Below are 17688 nucleotides of genomic sequence, written 5' to 3' on the forward strand. Positions count from 1 at the left end.
AATCCCTAACTACCCCGGCTGTCGCGCCAGATTTGATAAATCAGCCAAAACGCAAAGATGAACCCGCAAAGCGCTAGTACATCGAAAAGCAGCCGCAGCTGCACGCTGAAGCCCTCTTTCTCGCCGATGAGAGTAACCAACACCCAAAACACGCCCGTGCCGGCAATCACCAGCCCGGCGCGTCGGCCTTTCTTCGACAATGCGTCTTTGTCGTTCATCCATATCGCTCATTCAGTACACGTCGCCTTTGCCCACGCGCTTGGAAAACTCCGTCTCACCACCCGCGGCCAGAATTTTGGCCTGCTCGATCCAATTGTCGCGTGACGCCCGGCCTTTGAAGCCTTTCAGATTGGCATCAACCCAAGCGATTTCATTCGCGCTCCACGCAGCAACCTGGTCAAAGTGATAAAAGCCCATCTCGTTGAGCATTTTCTCAAGCTTGGGGCCCACACCTTTGATTTCTTTGAGGTTGTCCGCCTTGCCGCCACGCGCTGCCTTGAGGCCAGAAGGGCGCGTGCCTTCGTTCTCGCCTTCCAGAACCCCATCGCCGTCATAGTCGGGTGTGACTTCGGCTTTCGGCGCTGGCTTGGGTTTTGGCTTGGCTTTGGGCTTTGGCGCAGGCTTCGCTGCCGCACCAGCCGGACCAACAGTGGCCACAGGCGCAGACAAAGGCTTGCCTTGCGGCGCAGTGGGCACCGCAGACGCGTCATACTCGTTGCCTTCCTCTTCCTCCTGCGGCCAGCAAAACAGCAGCTGCAAGACAAGCGCCAGAAACACCGCAAGCGCAATCGCTACCAGAAGCGCGGCCAGAAAACCGGTTTCTCCCGCGATGAGGTACAACGCGACAATGCCAGCGCCGACACCCATCGCCCAGCACCCCAACTTGCACGTCGCTACAAAACTGTCACCGTTCATCTTTCAAACTCCCTATCAAACCGGTTGGGGCATCATTCATAGACGCCTCCTTTTTTGACCTTCTTAGCGAAGTCGGTGGTTTCTCCTGCCGCCAGTTTCTTCGCTTGCCCAACCCAGTCATCCCGGCTGACCCGGCCTTTGAACCCTTCCAGGTTGTCATCGGCCCAGGCCACCTCTTCGGCACCCCAGCTTGCAATCTGATCGAAATGGAACACGCCCATGCCATGCAACATGGCTTCGAGTTTCGGGCCAACACCCTTGATCATTTTCAGGTTATCCGCACCGCCCTCACGCGCTTCTTTCAGCATTTCGGGCTGTTTCTGCGCCGCCGGTGCCGCGGCTTTGGCCTTGGGAGCGGCTTTCTTGGCCGGTTCTTTCGGCACGGGCGCCGGTTTGGCCTCTACTGGAGCAGGTGCTGAGGCCTTAACCTTAGAAGTTCCCGGCGCGTGGTTGGCCCCCTTGTCGCGCCATGGCGCAATAAGCGGCACCTCGGTCCCGTCAATGCGCTTGACCGTGTCGCCAATATCAGTCGCAAGCTGCACGCTGGCGTTATACTTGGTCTTGCCACTGTCATATTCGGTCAGGCTGGTCAGACCGCTCAGCGGTTCAGAGGCATACCGCCCATTCTGCGGCCCCGGCACCGGCACTTTGCCCGCGCGCAGCTCGTCAAGCATCTCGCCAAACCGTTCGGCGGTGAGATCTTCGTAATAATCCTTGCCGATTTGCGCCATAGGCGCGTTGGCGCAGGCCCCGAGGCATTCCACCTCTTCCCAGCTCAGTTTACCGTCTTCACTGATCTGGTGCGGGTTGGCGGCAATCTTTTCCTTGCAGACGCCAATCAGGTCCTCTGCCCCGCAAATCATGCAGGACGTCGTGCCGCAAATCTGAATATGTGCCACGGAACCAACAGGTTGCATCTGAAACATGAAGTAAAAGCTGGCCACCTCCAACGCCCGGATATGTGCCAGGCCCAGCATGTCGGCCACACCCTCAATCGCCGGACGGGAAAGCCACCCCTCCTGCTCCTGAGCGCGCCACAACAGCGGAATGATCGCGCTTGCCTGACGTCCTTCAGGATATTTGGAAATCTGCGCCTCGGCCCAGGCTTGGTTGGCCTTTGTGAATGCAAAGCTTTCGGGCTGATCATGATGAAGACGGCGTAGCATTTAGGCGCAGGCTCCTGTCGTCAGTTTCACACCGCCATTCTCAAGCCGAACGGCGCGTTTCGCGGTCAGCACATAAGCCGCCATCGACTGGGTTTGCTCCCGCGTCAGCCCGGTCTGAAGTTCAACCGGCAAGTAATCCGCCTCGGTGTGAAGCACACAGCCGATGCTGGCCACAGCCGCCTCAAAGCTGGTCACGTCCTGTGCTGTGGTTCCTTGTGGCGGAACCGCACAGCCAGCCAGCGCCAACGCGCCACTCGTGGCCAGTACTACCTTGATCTTCGTTAACGCCATGCCAGCTGTCCCCTCACCGGTCAATTTCGCCAAACACCACATCCATCGTGCCAATGATCGCCGCCACGTCGGCCAACTGATGCCCCGTGGCCACGTAATCCATCGCCTGAAGATGCAGGTATCCCGGCGCCCGGATCTTGGCCCGGTACGGCCGGTTGGTGCCGTCAGACACCAGATAGACGCCAAATTCGCCCTTGGGCGCTTCCACGGCGGCATAAACCTCACCCTCGGGCACTTTGAACCCTTCGGTGTAAAGCTTGAAGTGATGGATAAGCGCCTCCATCGAGGTTTTCATCTCGGCGCGGTTCGGCGGAGTGATCTTGCCCCGTGCCAGGATATCGCCCTGACCTTCGGGCGCGCGCAGTTTCTCGATCGCCTGAAGAATGATCATTAGTGACTGACGCATTTCCTCCATTCGACACAGATAACGGTCGTAACAATCGCCATTTTTACCAACGGGGATCTGGAACTCAAATTCGTCATAGCATTCATAGGGTTGCGCACGACGCAAATCCCAAGCCAAACCAGACCCTCGCACCATCACGCCCGAAAAGCCCCAGTCCAGGATGTCTTGTTCAGTGATGACGCCGATATCGGCATTGCGCTGTTTGAAGATGCGGTTTTCCGTCAGAAGCCCGTCCAGATCGTTGATCACGCGGGGAAATTCATGCGCCCAGGTCTCAATGTCGTCGAGAAGTTCTGGCGGCAGGTCCTGATGCACACCACCGGGGCGGAAATAGGCCGCGTGAAGACGCGCGCCACAGGCCCGCTCATAGAATACCATGAGTTTTTCACGCTCTTCAAAACCCCAAAGCGGCGGCGTGAGCGCCCCCACATCCATCGCCTGTGTGGTGATGTTCAGAATGTGGTTCAAAATCCGGCCAATCTCGGAATAAAGCACACGAATAAGGCTCGCCCGGCGCGGCACCTCAACGCCCGTGAGCTTTTCAATCGCCAGACACCAGGCATGTTCCTGATTCATCGGCGCGACGTAATCCAGCCGGTCAAAATAGGGCAGGTTCTGCAGATAGGTCCGGCTTTCCATCAGCTTTTCAGTGCCGCGATGAAGCAGGCCGATATGCGGGTCGCAGCGCTCAACCACCTCGCCATCCAGCTCAAGTACAAGCCGCAAAACACCATGGGCTGCAGGATGTTGCGGGCCGAAGTTGATGTTGAAATTGCGGATCTTCTGCTCGCCCGTCAGCGCGTCATCAAAGCCTTTGGTGCCGTCCATTGCGTTCACCTCATCCTTGCTGCGCCGAACTGTCTGCAGTCCGGAACAGTTTGTTGATCAATTTCCATTCGCCGGCCACACGGGCAAACCCAAGGTAATCTTCGTAAAGAACACCCGGCACACCGACACGCAGCTTCACCCGCGCCATATCGCCATCGACTTCAATGGTCTCGATGTCATAGACTGTGTCGCCATCAGCCGCATCTCGGGCGGTGACACGCGCCAGATAGGCCGCTTTGTCCCAGACCTGCAGCTCCGGCCCGTCGGCACACACCATATGAAACGCATCGTGACAGAGCTTTTCAAAAACCTCAGGCTGCGCCTTGTAGACGCCGTGGCAATAAGCCAGCGCCTGCGCACGTACGGCGTCATGATCGGGGTGCGAACCACCGTCCATCACTTCGCCTCCTCCTGCTTCTCATCGCCCGGCAGAATATATTCCGCCCCCTCCCAGGGGCTCATGAAGTCAAACTGCCGGTACTCCTGCACCAGGTTCACAGGCTCATAAACAACGCGCTTTTGCTCTTCGTCGTAGCGCACTTCGGTGTAGCCCGTGGTCGGGAAATCCTTGCGCAGCGGATAGCCGCGAAAACCGTAATCGGTCAGGATGCGCCGGAGATCAGGGTGCCCGCTGAACAGAATGCCGAACATGTCGAAGACTTCGCGTTCGAACCAGTTTGCCGAGGGGTGCACTTCTGTGATCGACGGCACCATGTCTTCGTCGCGAATGCTCACCCGCAGGCGAATACGGTGGTTCTGATACATGCTCAGAAAGTGGTACACGACGTCGAACCGCTTGGGCCGGTCAGGATGATCGACACCGGTGATGTCCACCAGCGTTGAAAAGCGACAGGTCTGATCGGTCTTGAGGAACTCGACAAACCCCACAAGGTTCGAGAGCGCCACATCCATCGTCAGCTCATCATGGGACACGTCCCAGCTCAGCACACAATCGGTGCGCTTGGCCTCGATATGAGCCCCCAGTTCGCGCAAAGCTTCAGTCATTCGCTTCCTCCCGAAGCACTTCATCATAGAAGGTCGCTTCTGCGTCGTAAGACTTGAAAAACGGCGCCATGAAATCCGGTAGAACTGTTTGTGCTGGGTTATCGCCAGCAAAGGCCGTGATGGCCGCCATGTTGCGCCACCGCGTCAGCACCTTCACGTGACAGGGGTCACCGTCACGCTTAGTCAAAAACGTCACATCCAGGAACCCGTCCAAAGCCTGCATGTTGGGCAGAACACGGTCGCGGAAGGTGTTGATCCATGCATCAATATCTGCACGCCCCACCGCAGCTTCCCAATTTCTGACAACCACGCCCGTCACCGCACAATCGTCCCTGTCCGGCGAATTTTCCGTTGCAGCTGCAAGATGCCATAGACCAGCGCTTCTGCCGTGGGCGGGCAGCCGGGTACATACACATCCACCGGCACGATCCGGTCGCAGCCGCGCACAACCGAGTAACTATAGTGATAATAGCCGCCACCATTGGCGCAGGATCCCATGGAGATCACATAGCGCGGCTCTGGCATCTGGTCATAAACCTTGCGCAGGGCTGGGGCCATCTTGTTGGTTAGTGTACCTGCTACGATCATCAGGTCCGACTGACGCGGGCTGGCGCGCGGGGCTGTGCCAAAGCGCTCCAGATCATAGCGCGGCATGGCGGTGTGCATCATTTCAACCGCGCAACAGGCCAGACCGAATGTCATCCAGTGCAGCGATCCGGTGCGCGCCCAGTTGATGATATCCTCGGTCGAGGTCAGCAGAAAGCCCTTGTCCTGAAGCTCGCGGTTCAGGTCCTGCGTGGCGACCTCACGGTCCGCACCTGCAAAGTTTTCTCCGGTCGCTACTGCCATTCCATCGCCCCCTTGCGCCATTCATAGGCAAATCCGGCGGTCAGCACCGCCAGGAACACCATCATCGACCAGAAGGCCGCCATCGAGATATCCGCGAAAGCCACGGCCCAGGGGAAAAGCATCGCGATTTCAAGGTCAAAGATGATGAACAGGATCGACACCAGATAGAACCGGACATCGAATTTCATCCGCGCATCATCGAACGCGTTAAACCCGCATTCATACGCGCTGACCTTTTCGGGATCGGGGTTTCGGACGGCCAGAACGACCGCAGCGAGGATCAGAACAATTCCAAGACCGATGGCGATGGCCAGAAGAACAAGGACCGGAAGGTACTCCCTCAGCATCTCTTCCACGATGTGGCTCCTTTCATGCGCACCCGTCTGCGCATCAAGATGGCTCTCTTTAATACATCATCGGGTTTACCCCCGCCTTTTTGCCGGGTCAACCGAAGCTGCACATAAACCGGACAATCTGTCAGGGGAAATTGACGCATCTGCCGGTCAGGCAGAAAAGTTAACCAAGATTAACGTGTCATTCGTGCGATAAACACTTGCGCATAATCAAGAATATGAGCGCGCCCAAGGACACGACACCAGAGCCACTATTCAGCCCAGCGCGGCTTTTCTTTGGCAAAAAACGCCCCAATCCCGTGTTGCGCTTCTTCCCCGGCCCAGCAGGCCACGAGCGCGTCAATTGTGTGGTCGATCACAGTATCATCTATCACCGGCCCCAACCGGCGCGTCAGGGCCTTGGCTTGGGCCACAGCCTCAGGCGCGCAGGACAGGTAAGGTGCGACCTCAGCCTCGACCACATCATCCAACTCGGCCACCGGCACGGCGCGCGCCACAAGGTTGAGCGCCATCGCCTCGGTTGCATCAAACCGGCGGCCTGACATGAAGACCTGCCGCGCCTTGGCCTCGCCCATACGGGCCACGACATAGGGTCCAATCGTGGCGGGGATCAGCCCCAGACGCGTCTCGGTCAGGGCCATCGCCACGTGATCGGCGGCAACCACCACATCACACACGCTCATCAACCCCACGCCGCCGCCAAAGGCATTGCCATGCACCCGGCCAATGAGCGGTTTGGGCAGCGTGTTGAGCGCCTGCAGCATCTCGGCTAGTTTGCGCGCCTCGCGGCGACGCGTCTCGGTATCGGCCTCAAACTGATCGCGCATCCAGCCCAGATCGCCGCCTGCACAGAACGTCTTACCCTTCGCTGCCAGCACCACGGCGCGCAGGTCAGGGTCTTGCCCCAGAACCCGTGCCGCGTCGGCCAACTCAGCAATCATCTGGCCCGACAGGGCATTGTGCTTGTCTTCCCGGTCCAGCCAGAGCGTCGCCACGCCCCGCACATCGCGCTCTATAGAAATCGCCTCATACATCGCCCAACTCCTTACCTGTGTCGCGCAACCAATCGCCATAAAGCCAGACCATCCGGTCCACGAACCAAACTTTTGGTCCCACGGCTAACACCATGCCGAACACCGTCCACCATGGCTCCAGCCAGATCAACCCGATCACCAGAACGATAACGCCCGGAAGGCTGGCCCAAGCCAAACCATCGGCCCAGGCCCGGTGATGGGCGGCCACTTCCTCTCGCCGGTTCAAGAACACCCGTTCGCCCAACACGCCACGCGAGGCCCAGTTGTCAAGATTGTCCGGCGGCGGGAACGCCCGCGGGTTGATCCAAGCCCAGAGCAGGACCAGCGCCGTAGGCAGAATGGCCCACCAGCCCAGAAAGACGCGACACCAGATCGCCAGAACCAAGAGCGGCAGCACGGTAAACCGCGTATAGGCCGACATCGGGTTAGCATGGCGCGCCCATGTGGCGTCATCCATCGCCATCAGCCGCTCTGCCGCGCGATAAAGTGCTTTCATGCGATTGCCCCGCCGCGCATGGTTTGCGCCATCCTGGCCGCCTTGGTCAGAACCTCACGGTCCAGCCCGGTCTCATACCCCAGCGCAACCAGCCGGTCATGCACCGTCTCGGTCGCCACATTCCCCGCCGCGCCTGGCGCATAAGGGCAGCCACCCAGACCGCCAACAGCCGCATCAAACACCCGCAGGCCATGGCCAAGGGCCACTTCGACATTCTCCACCGCCCGTCCCGACGTGTCATGGAAATGTCCTGCCAGTTGTGCAGCAGGCACGGCTTTAATCACTTCGGCCAGCATCGCATCAATCCGTTCAGGGGTCGCGCGGCCAATCGTGTCGCCCAACGAGATCTCATAGCACCCCATCTCGCGCAGTGCTGTGACCACGCGCACCACCTCGGAGGGTGCGACCGGCCCGTCATAGGGACACTCGCTGACACAAGACACATACCCGCGCACCGGCACACCCGCCGCATGCGCCGCCTCGGCCACAGGGGCAAACCGCTCCAGACTCTCAGCTATGGTGGCGTTGATATTGGCCTTGGAAAACCCTTCGGAGGCCGACGCAAAAATCGCCACCTCATCGGCCCCTGCCGCCATCGCATCCTCAAAGCCACGCATATTGGGCGTGAGTGCGGCATAAGACACCCCCGGTGCCCGTGTGATCCCGGCCAAAACCTCGGCCGAGCCCGCCATCTGCGGCACCCATTTGGGACTAACGAAACTGGCCACCTCGATGCGCCGAAACCCAGCGCGGCTCAGGCAATCCACCAGCGCGATTTTGTCGGCCACATCGATCTCGCCCGGCTCGTTCTGCAGACCGTCACGTGGCCCAACCTCGAAGATTTCTACGTAATCTGCCATGGTGATCCTCAGGCCGCCGCCTCATCTTCGTCAGCCAGTTTGATAAGCGCCGCGCCTGCCTCAACCTGCATGCCTTGGCTGGCCAAAACCTCGGCCACCACGCCGTCACGCGGAGCCAGCAGGCTGTGCTCCATCTTCATAGCCTCCAGCACCGCCAGCCGGTCGCCCGCCTGCACCACCTGCCCGGCCTTTGCAAAAAGCGCCTTCAATAGCCCCGGCATAGGAGCCTCGATCAGACTTGCGTGACCTGCTGCCTGCATGTCTCGGTCAAGCGGGTCGACACGGTGAAATGCCAGTCCGTATTGCGCAAAAACCGTGATCAAATCACCCGTGGCCACCACGGGTGGGGCGACCGCACCACTCAGCATCCAGCGCCCGCCATGGCAACGTGCTTCGATTGTCTCACCATCCACCTCTATGTCATGGGCCACACATGACAGGCTGCGCAGTGTCGCGGTGATCTCCTTCTCGCCATGGCGCAGGATGATCTGCCGATTGAGTGGCTGCCATAGGGTAAAGCCGGTTGCAGTATCCTGCACTTCCAGCAAACCCGCAGCAGAAAGAACGGCCAGCGCAATGTCTTGTGGAGTGGCGTCATCCATGTCCACAAGGCTGTCCAGGTCCCGTGCAATCAGCCCTGTATCAACGTTTCCAGAAGCAAATCCCCTGTGGCGGCTCAATGCCCCCAGAAAGGCCAGATTGGTCACCGTACCTGCCACCTGCGTGTGCGCCAAAGCCGCGTCAAGCCGTTGCAAAGCCACCGCGCGCGTCGGGCCATGCGTGGTGATCTTGGCAATCATCGGGTCGTAATGCGGGCTGATCTCATCACCGCTGCGCACGCCGGTATCGGCGCGTGTGCCCTCGGGAAAGGCCAGATGCGCCAGCCGCCCGGTCGCGGGCAGGAACCCTTTGGGCACATCCTCGGCATAAAGCCGCGCCTCAAAGGCATGCCCGTTGATCGACAGATCCTCTTGTTTTTTCGGCAGACCCTCCCCGGCGGCCACCCGCAACTGCCACTCTACCAGATCGACGCCGGTGATCGCCTCGGTCACCGGATGCTCGACCTGCAGCCGCGTGTTCATCTCCATGAACCAAAACCCGTCGGGACGCAGACCATCAGAGCCATCAACGATGAACTCTACCGTGCCCGCGCCTTTGTAGCCAATCGCCTCAGCCGCGCGCACCGCTGCCGCACCCATGGCCGCACGGACCTCGTCGGTCATGCCCGGTGCCGGAGCTTCCTCGATCACCTTCTGATGGCGCCGCTGTAACGAACAATCCCGCTCATAAAGATGCACAGCACGCTTGCCGTCGCCAAACACCTGAAGCTCGATATGGCGTGGCTGCTGAATGTATTTTTCAATCAGTACCGCCTCGTTGCCAAAGGCGGTTTTTGCCTCGCCCTGCGCGCTATTCAATGCCTCGCCAAACGCCTCGGGCCGCTCGACAAGCCGCATGCCCTTGCCGCCGCCGCCCGCCACAGCCTTGATCAGCACCGGATATCCGATCTCTTTGGCCTGATCCGCCAAAAATGCAGGGTTCTGAGTGTCTCCGTGATAGCCTGGCACCACAGGCACGCCAGCCTCTTCCATCACCGCCTTGGCGGCATCCTTGAGGCCCATGGCACGTATGGCCTTGGCCGAGGGACCGATGAAGGTCAGCCCTGCGGCCTCGACCGCCTCCACAAAGTCAGGGTTCTCAGAAAGAAACCCATAGCCCGGATGGATCGCCTGCGCCCCCGTCTCCTTGGCCGCCGCGATGATCACATCGCCGCGCAGATAACTCTCCGCCGGAGCCGCCCCGCCAATATGCACAGCCACATCGGCCATCTCCACATGCCGCGCTGTCCGGTCAGCATCGGAATAAACCGCCACCGAGCGCACACCCATCGCCTGCGCGGTTTCCATCACGCGGCAGGCAATCTCGCCCCGGTTCGCAATCAGAATCGTGTCAAACATCGTTAAGCTCCAGAGTTCTCAAGCGGCACAAGGCGCTCAAAGCGCCGTGCATAGATCAGGTTGGGCCGCACCCCATCGGCCCAGTAGACCATAAGCGGCAGGCTGATCGGAAACCCAAGGATCAGATGCAGCCAGACCAGTTGCCGGGCACCCGAACGAAAAGCCCCGAGCGCGTAAATTGTAGTCACACTGAGGATTGAGAAGACCCCAAAGATCGCCCAGGTCAGCCAGTAGCCTTCAGACAGGATCGCATTCACAAGAACGAACACCCATTGCGCGATCACGTAGCCGACGATCAAAAGCAACCCACCGCGAAGCCGCGCCAGGGGGTGATTGACAGCGAACTCAGCACCGGTCCGCACCCATTCCCATTCGCGGATCGGCGTTCCTCTCGCCGCCAGCCGAGCGGCGCGGTCGTATCCCCAGGGCGCGCCGATGCGCATGGCCATGACGACAACCGCAAAAGCCAGGATGACCGCGACACATACCCCGACCCACATTGCGGTCCACGCCGACAGCAGATCGGCCAGCAACACGACAAAGGCCAGCCACATCATCAGGACAATGAACAAGGACGGGTATTTTCCCGGCCACGCGGCCCAGATGAACCAGCCAAGCGCAAGGCAGATGCCCGCACCCAGAAGGCTCTTGGCCGTCATGGCAAAGACGCCCACCACACCCCAAAAGGCGCAAGGCAACAAGAAGATAACCCGCACGAGCGCAGAGGAAGGCCCGCGGAAATCAATCCGTCCTTTCGGATCTGAGTGAGAACGCTCATTGCTCACCGTGTTATCCGCCTTTCTGCAACCGCTTGCACCAATCCACCCGGGCTCCGCCATCATAGCGCACAGCCAAACCTTCGCGCGTCAGGATGTCGGCCACGTCTTCGCCGCCCAACTGCAACTCGGCCAGCACCCGTCCGTATTTGTCATATCCGACGCTGTCCATTTTGGCCGGTCGCGCCTTAACCAGTTCTCGCAGCCGCGCGGTGGCCTTGGCGCCCAGCTCAGCCTCTGCCGCACAACCCGGCTCTTTGGTCTCTGGCGTGTCCAGCCCAACGATGCGCGCGGTCATGGTTTCGGACCCGCAGTCAATCTCAACCGTGTCGCCATCATACACATAGCCCAGCCTGCAGCCCCGCTCGCTCAGGTCATGCCAAGGGGCGAGCCATTCGGCCACGCCAACGAGCGCGAGCAGCAAAAGCATCGTGTATCCGGCGACGGTCGGGTCCATTTTCAAGCCAGCACCTCATGATGCGGGACCGCGAAGGCACCGACGCAATACCGACGTGATACCGACGCAATACCGACGTGCATTTTTCTACATCCGGAACACGCCAAAGCGGGTCTCCTCGATGGGGGCGTTGAGGGCTGCGCGCAGGCTGAGGCTCAGCACCTCACGCGATTTACGGGGATCGATGATGCCATCATCCCAGAGCCGAGCCGAGGCGTAGAGCGGATGGCTTTGTTCCTCGAACATATCAATCGTCGGCTGCTTGAACGCGGCCTCTTCCTCGGCTGACCAACTGCCGCCCTTGCGCTCAATCGCATCGCGCTTGACTGTGGCCAGAACCCCTGCCGCCTGTTCTCCACCCATGACGGAGATGCGGCTGTTGGGCCAGGTCCACAGGAACCGTGGTTGATAGGCACGTCCCGCCATGCCGTAATTGCCTGCTCCGAATGAGCCGCCCACCAGCATGGTGATCTTGGGCACAGCTGTGGTCGCCACCGCCGTGACCATTTTGGCCCCGTGCCGCGCGATTCCTTCATTCTCATATTTCCGGCCCACCATGAAACCGGTGATATTTTGAAGGAAAACCAGCGGGATACGGCGCTGACTGCACAGCTCCACGAAATGCGCACCCTTCTGGGCGGCTTCGGAAAACAGCACACCATTGTTGGCGATGAACCCCACCGGATAGCCATCGACATGGGCAAACCCGGTGACAAGCGTTTCGCCAAACCGCGCCTTAAACTCGTCAAACCGCGATCCATCCACGACCCGCGCAATCACCTCTCGAATGTCATAAGGCGTGCGCAGATCAGCAGGCACAACACCCAGAATTTCATCCGGATCATAAGCTGGCTCTTCCGGCGTTTGCCGTAAGCCGGGCTTCAGCCCGGCACCCGCACCCAGATTACCCACCGCACGTCGCGCTAGCGCCAGCGCATGCGCATCATCCTCGGCCAGGTAATCCGCCACACCCGAGAGCCGCGTGTGCACATCCCCGCCGCCCAGATCCTCTGCCGTGACCTCCTCCCCTGTCGCCGCCTTCACCAGGGGCGGCCCGGCAAGGAAGATTGTTCCTTGATCTTTCACGATAATCGTTACATCCGACATCGCTGGCACATAGGCCCCGCCCGCCGTGCAAGAGCCCATGACCACAGCGATCTGCGCGATACCTTTCGCACTCATCTGAGCCTGATTGTAAAAGATCCGCCCAAAGTGATCGCGGTCTGGGAACACCTCATCCTGATTGGGCAGGTTGGCCCCGCCGCTGTCCACCAGATAGACACAAGGCAAATGACACTCCGCCGCGATCTCCTGCGCGCGCAGGTGTTTTTTGACGGTCATGGGATAATAGGTCCCGCCTTTGACTGTGGCGTCATTGCACAGGATCATGCAATCGCGCCCCATCACGCGGCCAACCCCGGCAATCACCCCGGCTGAGGGAGCAGCGCCATCATAAAGCCCATGCGCGGCCGTGGCACCGACCTCCAGAAACGGACTGCCCGGATCCAATAGTCCCGCGACACGATCTCGCGGTAACATTTTACCCCGGCTCAAATGCCGCTCGCGCGATGTCTCTCCGCCGCCTGCGGCGGCCAGTGCGGCGGCCTCGGCGATCTCGGCCAGCGCGGCCTGATGCGCGGCGACATTGGTTTGGAACTCAACTGATGTGCTCAACACGCGCGATTGCAGTTTCATCTGATGACCTTTCCTGCGGCCAAACGGTCAGGCCAGTTTTTCGGCGTTGCAAAAAGGCAACAAACCTCTGTTCGCAATAGGTTTTGACATGAATCAAAGTGTCGGATGCTGCGGTGCGGCAGACTCGGAAACAGACTAGTAAGATGGGAAACGAAATGACAAAACTGACTGCCTTGACCCTCACCACTGCGCTGTGTTGCGCGGCCGCCCCGTCCTTTGCGCAATCGCAAGGCGACTTCACGCTTGGGTTCGGCTTGCACTCGGTGACACCCGATAGCTCCAGCAGCACAACGGCGGCTGGCCTGATCGACGTGGATGCCAACATTCGCCCGACCCTGACGTTTGAGTACTTCATTGCCGACCGCATCGGTTTGGAGCTGCTTGTGGCCTGGCCATTTGAGCATGACATCAACCTTGCTGGGGCTGGGCAGATCGGGGACACCAAACACCTGCCGCCCACCTTGTCGCTGCAGTACCACTTTACCAACAGCTCGAACCTGACGCCGTTTGTCGGTGTCGGTGTGAACTACACGCATTTCTTTGACGAATCGACACAAGGGGCGCTGGCCGGCGCTGCGCTTGACCTCGACGATTCCTTTGGTCTGGCCCTGCACGCTGGTGTGGATGTCGCTTTGAGTGACCGCGGTGCCCTGCGCGCAGATGTGCGCTGGATCGACATCGACACGGATGTTTCGGTAAACGGCGCGCCTATTGGAACGGTCAACATCGACCCGTTTATCTTCGGCGTGGCCTATGTGCTGAAATTCTGATCGCTTGATCACATTTACCCGCACATTAGGGTCAGCCTCTCGGCTGGCCCTTTTTTGTTGGAGCGCCTGATCTGTCATTCGCCCTCTCCCGGACGCAAACGAGGGCGCTGCGGGCGCGCATCGGCAATCCAGCCTGCCTCTGCCGCCGGCGGCACGGTGCCCAGGTGACGCGCGACCCGCCAGGCCATGACAGCAGCGCGCAGCCGACCATTGGCCTCTCGCGCGCGGCACCACATCTCAAGCTGCGGCTGATACCCTGCACAATCCTGTCCCGCTGACATGCCATGCGCCAAAGCCCATGTGGTGCCATAAAGCTGCTGCGCAAAACTGTCGGTCGCATCGTCCTGGATTGGCGCGGGCAACTGGTCCAACACCCGCGCACGCAAAATGTCCTGCTCAACCGCCAGCGCACGCTGGCATCCCAAAGGGTTCTCGGACCGGTCACAAATCACAATGCCGACCGTGCCGCAGAATTCAACGCCGCCCACCTCGGCCAGTGGAAAGCCCGCGTTCTGGGCCTCGCTGGGCGCAATGATCTGCAAAGCTTGCTCGTAGCGCGCAATCTCCGCCGCCATGCATTCGGCAAAATCAGGCAAAGGCTCTTCACTGGCCAAAGCCGTACCTGCACCGCAGAAGAGCGCAATCAAGAACGCAGTTAAGGGCGCGCGCCTGGCCGTCATTCACCAACCTCCGCCGTCGCGCGCGCCTTGAGTTCTTTGCGAATGACCTTGCCAGTCACGGTCATTGGCAAGACATCCAGAAACCCGATTTCCCTTGGATATGAATAGCTTGCCAGACGTTGCTTGACATATTCCTGCAATTCTTTCGCCAGATCATCGCTCGCATCGTAGTCCGGCATTAGCACAACATAGGCCTTCACGATCTCCGTGCGCAATTCATCCGGCTTGCCCACCACGCCCACAGTCGCCACCGCATCATGGGTCAGCAGACAATCTTCGATTTCCGCCGGGCCAATCCGGTAGCCCGCAGAGGTGATCACGTCATCCTCGCGCCCCACAAACCGCAAGTAGTCGCCATCCCAGACCCCTCGGTCCCCGGTCAGCATCCAGTCCCCGACAAACTTCTCTGCCGTGGTCTCAGGCCGGTTCCAGTATTCCAGCATCATGCTGGCCGAGCCACGGCGCACAGCAACATCACCTTCGTCCAGTGTCGGGTGTCCATCGGCATCAATTACCGCCACCTCATGGCCCGGTGTGATCTTTCCGATGCACCCCGGATTGGGATCAAACAGGCTGCTGCAACTGCCCGCCACGAGATTGCATTCGGTCTGACCGTAAAATTCGTTGATCGTCAGACCAAACGCCTCGCGCCCCCAGTCGAGCATTTCCGCGCCAAGTGGCTCACCCCCGCTTGCCACGGTTCTGAGGCCGGGGATTTTACACTCCGCCGCTTTCAAGATGCGCAAGGCCGTTGGAGGGAAAAATATATTCTTAACAGACGCTTCCCGAATAATGTTCACACACGCGTCCACCTCAAACTTCGGCAGGCGAGAGGCCACCACCGGCACGCCGAGCGCAAGGCCGGTCATCAGGATATTGAACAGCCCCCCGATCCAGGCCCAGTCGGCAGGGGTCCAGAGGCAGTCGTCAGGATGGTCGAGAAAATCGTGGCTGATCTGCATGCCGGGCAGATGACCCGTCAGAACACGATGACCGTGCAATGCGCCCTTTGGGCTGCCAGTGGTGCCGCTGGTGTAAATGAGCGTGGCGGGATCGTCCGGACCTGCTGCCGCCGTCTCAAAAGCCGCTCTAGGCAGATCCATCTCTTCGGGCACAAGTGGCGTGATCTCGGGTAAAGGTTCGAGCATCCCCACGCCTTCGGCATCAGTCACGATGAATTTGGCACCTGCATCGCGCACCCGGCTGGTCAGCGCATCCTCACGAAAGAGCTTGAAGAGCGGAATGGAAATGGCCCCCACCTTCCAGATCGCCAGATGCGCTGCGGCGCACCACACGCTTTGCGATCGCAGGACGCCAACACGATCCCCGCGCCGCACGCCCCGCGCCACAAGATCATGCGCAAGGCTATCCGCGAGCCCGCGCAGTTCGGTAAAGCTGATATCACGGCGCGGTCCGGTTAGGTCGATAATCGCCGTGCGCTCCGGGTCCTCATTTGCCCAGCGATCACAGGCCTGCCCGGCCATGTTCAGCCGCTCGGGCAGGTCCCAACGGAAAGTTTGTCTTAGGTCTTCATAGGGCGCGCGTGTCAGCATGATCTGCTCTCAAGCCTCCCCACCGACAGGTTTTCGATCTGCAATCCGACCGAACCGGTCGATGAAATACTCAAACCCTGCTGAATCAGCAGGCGCGCAGGTGATCACCAGCCAAAGCCCGTCCGACTGCGCCGGAACCGCCCGGCAATCGGTCCGGTCTGCGTCCGCGCCAACCTCACCTACATAAAGCCTCGCCACCCTTTCAATCACTTCGGTCTCAGTCGTGCTGGCCATCCGCCCACCCAGTAAGAAGGCAAGCACGGCGGTCAGCAGGACCAATCCGACAAAGGGCAGGAAGATCATACGGGACATCACCCCATAGCCCCCATAAGCTCTCGACCGATAAGCATGCGGCGGATTTCCGACGTGCCGGCTCCGATCTCCATCAGCTTGGCATCGCGGAAGAGCCGCGCCACGGGGCTGTCGGCAAGGAACCCGGCGCCGCCCATGGCTTGCACCGCCTGATGCGCCTGGGTCATCGCGACCTCAGAGGCGTACAGACAACAGGCAGCGGCGTCTTGGCGGGTCACTTCACCCCGATCACAGGCTTTGGCGCATTCGTAGACATAGGCGCGTGCGGAATTCATCGCAGCGTACATATCGGCCATCTTGCCCTGCATAAGCTGGAAATTCCCGATAGGTTCGCCAAACTGCTTGCGTTCGGCCATGTAGGGCATGACCTCATCCATGCAGCCCGCAATGATGCCCGGGCCAATGGCGGCCAGCACGACGCGTTCGTAGTCAAGGCCGGACATCAACACCTTCACGCCCTTGCCCTCTTCGCCCAGCACGTTCTCGAAGGGCACTTCAACATCTTCAAAGATCAGCTCAGCGGTGTTCGACCCGCGCATGCCCAGCTTGTCGAAATGCGGGCTTGTTGAGAATCCGGTCATGGATTTCTCGATGAGAAAGGCGGTGATCCCTTTGCTGCCTCCCTCGGGGTCGGTCTTGGCATAGACCACCAATGTGTCGGCATCCGGGCCATTGGTGATCCAGTACTTGTTGCCATTGAGACGATAGTGATCATTCCGCTTCTCGGCGCGCAGCTTCATCGACACCACGTCACTGCCCGCGCCCGCCTCAGACATGGCCAGCGCACCGACATGTTCACCGCTGACCAGCCCAGGCAGATATTTGGCGCGCTGCGCGTCGGTGCCATTGAGCTTGATCTGGTTGACGCAAAGATTGGAATGCGCCCCATAGCTGAGCGAGATGGAGGCCGAGGCGCGGGCGATTTCCTCGACCGCAACCACATGCGCCAGATAGCCCATCCCGGCGCCGCCATACTCCTCTGACACTGTTATCCCCAGAAGACCCAACTCACCCATTTCGCGCCAAAGCTCATTGGGAAACGCATTAGAACGGTCGACTTCCGCCGCCATCGGCTTTACACGCTCTTGCGCCCAACGATGCACCATGTCCTGCAACGCAAGCACGTCTTCGCCCAAGTCGAATTTCATCACGGCGTTAAACATTGGCAGGCGCTCCTGGTATTTATTGAACACTTGTTCATTTAAATACGGCAAGACCCGTGACAGGTCAATCCTGTGCAGGCAGGTTACAGAAAATTCAGTCCATCTCTCTGAAGATGAACAG

General features: G+C 59.8%; 22 protein-coding genes. 1 reads left to right on the forward strand and 21 read right to left on the reverse strand.

Features of this window, described 5'->3' with window-relative positions; translation table 11 throughout:
* Positions 1-5: 5 nt before the first annotated feature.
* The 17 genes from RZ517_RS12110 to RZ517_RS12190 form a co-directional block, all read right to left on the reverse strand.
* Positions 6-218 carry a DUF5337 domain-containing protein gene (locus RZ517_RS12110; protein WP_338548469.1) on the reverse strand — a complete coding sequence of 71 codons (213 nt, stop codon included), beginning with the start codon at positions 216-218 and terminating at the stop codon, positions 6-8.
* 13 nt (positions 219-231) lie between these two features.
* Complete coding sequence (locus RZ517_RS12115; RefSeq protein WP_338548470.1) at positions 232-915, reverse strand: NADH:ubiquinone oxidoreductase; 684 nt, start codon at positions 913-915, stop codon at positions 232-234.
* 32 nt (positions 916-947) lie between these two features.
* Positions 948-2081, reverse strand: a complete 1134-nt coding sequence (gene nuoE / locus RZ517_RS12120) for an NADH-quinone oxidoreductase subunit NuoE (RefSeq protein ID WP_338548471.1) — start codon at positions 2079-2081, stop codon at positions 948-950.
* A complete protein-coding gene (locus RZ517_RS12125) occupies positions 2082-2372 on the reverse strand; it encodes a hypothetical protein (protein ID WP_338548472.1) in 291 nt (96 codons plus the stop codon).
* 13 nt (positions 2373-2385) lie between these two features.
* Positions 2386-3606: an NADH-quinone oxidoreductase subunit D gene (locus RZ517_RS12130; protein WP_338548473.1), complete on the reverse strand. Its 1221-nt coding sequence runs from the start codon at positions 3604-3606 to the stop codon at positions 2386-2388.
* Positions 3607-3616: 10 nt separating this feature from the next.
* Positions 3617-4003 carry a nuclear transport factor 2 family protein gene (locus tag RZ517_RS12135; RefSeq protein WP_338548474.1) on the reverse strand — a complete coding sequence of 129 codons (387 nt, stop codon included), beginning with the start codon at positions 4001-4003 and terminating at the stop codon, positions 3617-3619.
* The gene (locus RZ517_RS12140) at positions 4003-4611 is read right to left on the reverse strand and encodes an NADH-quinone oxidoreductase subunit C (protein WP_338548475.1); all 609 of its coding nucleotides are present in this window, start codon (positions 4609-4611) and stop codon (positions 4003-4005) included. Before RZ517_RS12140 ends, RZ517_RS12135 begins: the two co-directional genes overlap by 1 nt.
* Complete coding sequence (locus tag RZ517_RS12145; protein WP_338548476.1) at positions 4604-4930, reverse strand: antibiotic biosynthesis monooxygenase; 327 nt, start codon at positions 4928-4930, stop codon at positions 4604-4606. Before RZ517_RS12145 ends, RZ517_RS12140 begins: the two co-directional genes overlap by 8 nt.
* Positions 4927-5460, reverse strand: a complete 534-nt coding sequence (locus tag RZ517_RS12150; protein ID WP_317057764.1) for a NuoB/complex I 20 kDa subunit family protein — start codon at positions 5458-5460, stop codon at positions 4927-4929. The genes RZ517_RS12145 and RZ517_RS12150 overlap by 4 nt, the downstream gene beginning before the upstream one ends.
* Complete coding sequence (locus RZ517_RS12155) at positions 5451-5816, reverse strand: NADH-quinone oxidoreductase subunit A (RefSeq protein ID WP_317057763.1); 366 nt, start codon at positions 5814-5816, stop codon at positions 5451-5453. Before RZ517_RS12155 ends, RZ517_RS12150 begins: the two co-directional genes overlap by 10 nt.
* A 248-nt stretch (positions 5817-6064) precedes the next feature.
* Positions 6065-6847 carry a crotonase/enoyl-CoA hydratase family protein gene (locus tag RZ517_RS12160; protein ID WP_338548477.1) on the reverse strand — a complete coding sequence of 261 codons (783 nt, stop codon included), beginning with the start codon at positions 6845-6847 and terminating at the stop codon, positions 6065-6067.
* Positions 6840-7343: a DUF6653 family protein gene (locus RZ517_RS12165; RefSeq protein WP_338548478.1), complete on the reverse strand. Its 504-nt coding sequence runs from the start codon at positions 7341-7343 to the stop codon at positions 6840-6842. The genes RZ517_RS12160 and RZ517_RS12165 overlap by 8 nt, the downstream gene beginning before the upstream one ends.
* On the reverse strand, positions 7340-8203 hold the full coding sequence (locus RZ517_RS12170; RefSeq protein WP_338548479.1) for a hydroxymethylglutaryl-CoA lyase: 864 nt from the start codon (positions 8201-8203) through the stop codon (positions 7340-7342). The genes RZ517_RS12165 and RZ517_RS12170 overlap by 4 nt, the downstream gene beginning before the upstream one ends.
* An 8-nt stretch (positions 8204-8211) precedes the next feature.
* Positions 8212-10161, reverse strand: a complete 1950-nt coding sequence (locus RZ517_RS12175) for an acetyl/propionyl/methylcrotonyl-CoA carboxylase subunit alpha (protein ID WP_338548480.1) — start codon at positions 10159-10161, stop codon at positions 8212-8214.
* Between the two features lie 2 nt (positions 10162-10163).
* Entirely contained in the window at positions 10164-10946 is a 783-nt protein-coding gene (locus RZ517_RS12180) for a hypothetical protein (protein WP_338548481.1), read from the reverse strand.
* 4 nt (positions 10947-10950) lie between these two features.
* Positions 10951-11394 carry a thermonuclease family protein gene (locus RZ517_RS12185; protein WP_338548482.1) on the reverse strand — a complete coding sequence of 148 codons (444 nt, stop codon included), beginning with the start codon at positions 11392-11394 and terminating at the stop codon, positions 10951-10953.
* A gap of 87 nt (positions 11395-11481) precedes the next feature.
* Entirely contained in the window at positions 11482-13089 is a 1608-nt protein-coding gene (locus tag RZ517_RS12190) for a carboxyl transferase domain-containing protein (protein WP_338548483.1), read from the reverse strand.
* A gap of 155 nt (positions 13090-13244) precedes the next feature.
* Between RZ517_RS12190 and RZ517_RS12195 the strand changes: the two genes are divergently transcribed.
* Complete coding sequence (locus RZ517_RS12195) at positions 13245-13859, forward strand: OmpW/AlkL family protein (RefSeq protein ID WP_338548484.1); 615 nt, start codon at positions 13245-13247, stop codon at positions 13857-13859.
* 74 nt (positions 13860-13933) lie between these two features.
* On the opposite strand, the gene RZ517_RS12200 is transcribed toward RZ517_RS12195, so the two are convergent.
* The 4 genes from RZ517_RS12200 to RZ517_RS12215 are packed head-to-tail and all read right to left on the reverse strand — an operon-like array spanning position 13934 to position 17567.
* Positions 13934-14539, reverse strand: a complete 606-nt coding sequence (locus tag RZ517_RS12200) for a hypothetical protein (RefSeq protein WP_338548485.1) — start codon at positions 14537-14539, stop codon at positions 13934-13936.
* Positions 14536-16092 carry an AMP-binding protein gene (locus RZ517_RS12205; RefSeq protein ID WP_338548486.1) on the reverse strand — a complete coding sequence of 519 codons (1557 nt, stop codon included), beginning with the start codon at positions 16090-16092 and terminating at the stop codon, positions 14536-14538. The genes RZ517_RS12200 and RZ517_RS12205 overlap by 4 nt, the downstream gene beginning before the upstream one ends.
* 9 nt (positions 16093-16101) lie before the next feature.
* The gene (locus RZ517_RS12210; RefSeq protein WP_338548487.1) at positions 16102-16404 is read right to left on the reverse strand and encodes a hypothetical protein; all 303 of its coding nucleotides are present in this window, start codon (positions 16402-16404) and stop codon (positions 16102-16104) included.
* On the reverse strand, positions 16404-17567 hold the full coding sequence (locus RZ517_RS12215) for an isovaleryl-CoA dehydrogenase (RefSeq protein ID WP_338548488.1): 1164 nt from the start codon (positions 17565-17567) through the stop codon (positions 16404-16406). Before RZ517_RS12215 ends, RZ517_RS12210 begins: the two co-directional genes overlap by 1 nt.
* Positions 17568-17688 lie beyond the last annotated feature (121 nt).

It is taken from the genome of Roseovarius sp. S88 (assembly GCF_037023735.1).
Lineage (GTDB): Bacteria > Pseudomonadota > Alphaproteobacteria > Rhodobacterales > Rhodobacteraceae > Roseovarius > Roseovarius phycicola.

Bases quoted from the DNA above. Each gene is read 5' to 3' on its own strand.
- RZ517_RS12175 (WP_338548480.1), bottom strand. From the start codon at position 10,161: ATGTTTGACACGATTCTGATTGCGAACCGGGGCGAGATTGCCTGCCGC.
- RZ517_RS12205 (WP_338548486.1), bottom strand. From the start codon at position 16,092: ATGCTGACACGCGCGCCCTATGAAGACCTAAGACAAACTTTCCGTTGG.
- RZ517_RS12185 (WP_338548482.1), bottom strand. From the start codon at position 11,394: ATGGACCCGACCGTCGCCGGATACACGATGCTTTTGCTGCTCGCGCTC.
- RZ517_RS12215 (WP_338548488.1), bottom strand. From the start codon at position 17,567: ATGTTTAACGCCGTGATGAAATTCGACTTGGGCGAAGACGTGCTTGCG.
- nuoE (WP_338548471.1), bottom strand. From the start codon at position 2,081: ATGCTACGCCGTCTTCATCATGATCAGCCCGAAAGCTTTGCATTCACA.
- RZ517_RS12170 (WP_338548479.1), bottom strand. From the start codon at position 8,203: ATGGCAGATTACGTAGAAATCTTCGAGGTTGGGCCACGTGACGGTCTG.
- RZ517_RS12115 (WP_338548470.1), bottom strand. From the start codon at position 915: ATGAACGGTGACAGTTTTGTAGCGACGTGCAAGTTGGGGTGCTGGGCG.
- RZ517_RS12210 (WP_338548487.1), bottom strand. From the start codon at position 16,404: ATGTCCCGTATGATCTTCCTGCCCTTTGTCGGATTGGTCCTGCTGACC.
- RZ517_RS12135 (WP_338548474.1), bottom strand. From the start codon at position 4,003: ATGGACGGTGGTTCGCACCCCGATCATGACGCCGTACGTGCGCAGGCG.
- RZ517_RS12165 (WP_338548478.1), bottom strand. From the start codon at position 7,343: ATGAAAGCACTTTATCGCGCGGCAGAGCGGCTGATGGCGATGGATGAC.
- RZ517_RS12110 (WP_338548469.1), bottom strand. From the start codon at position 218: ATGAACGACAAAGACGCATTGTCGAAGAAAGGCCGACGCGCCGGGCTG.
- RZ517_RS12150 (WP_317057764.1), bottom strand. From the start codon at position 5,460: ATGGCAGTAGCGACCGGAGAAAACTTTGCAGGTGCGGACCGTGAGGTC.
- RZ517_RS12160 (WP_338548477.1), bottom strand. From the start codon at position 6,847: ATGTATGAGGCGATTTCTATAGAGCGCGATGTGCGGGGCGTGGCGACG.
- RZ517_RS12130 (WP_338548473.1), bottom strand. From the start codon at position 3,606: ATGGACGGCACCAAAGGCTTTGATGACGCGCTGACGGGCGAGCAGAAG.
- RZ517_RS12195 (WP_338548484.1), top strand. From the start codon at position 13,245: ATGACAAAACTGACTGCCTTGACCCTCACCACTGCGCTGTGTTGCGCG.
- RZ517_RS12190 (WP_338548483.1), bottom strand. From the start codon at position 13,089: ATGAAACTGCAATCGCGCGTGTTGAGCACATCAGTTGAGTTCCAAACC.
- RZ517_RS12125 (WP_338548472.1), bottom strand. From the start codon at position 2,372: ATGGCGTTAACGAAGATCAAGGTAGTACTGGCCACGAGTGGCGCGTTG.
- RZ517_RS12140 (WP_338548475.1), bottom strand. From the start codon at position 4,611: ATGACTGAAGCTTTGCGCGAACTGGGGGCTCATATCGAGGCCAAGCGC.
- RZ517_RS12200 (WP_338548485.1), bottom strand. From the start codon at position 14,539: ATGACGGCCAGGCGCGCGCCCTTAACTGCGTTCTTGATTGCGCTCTTC.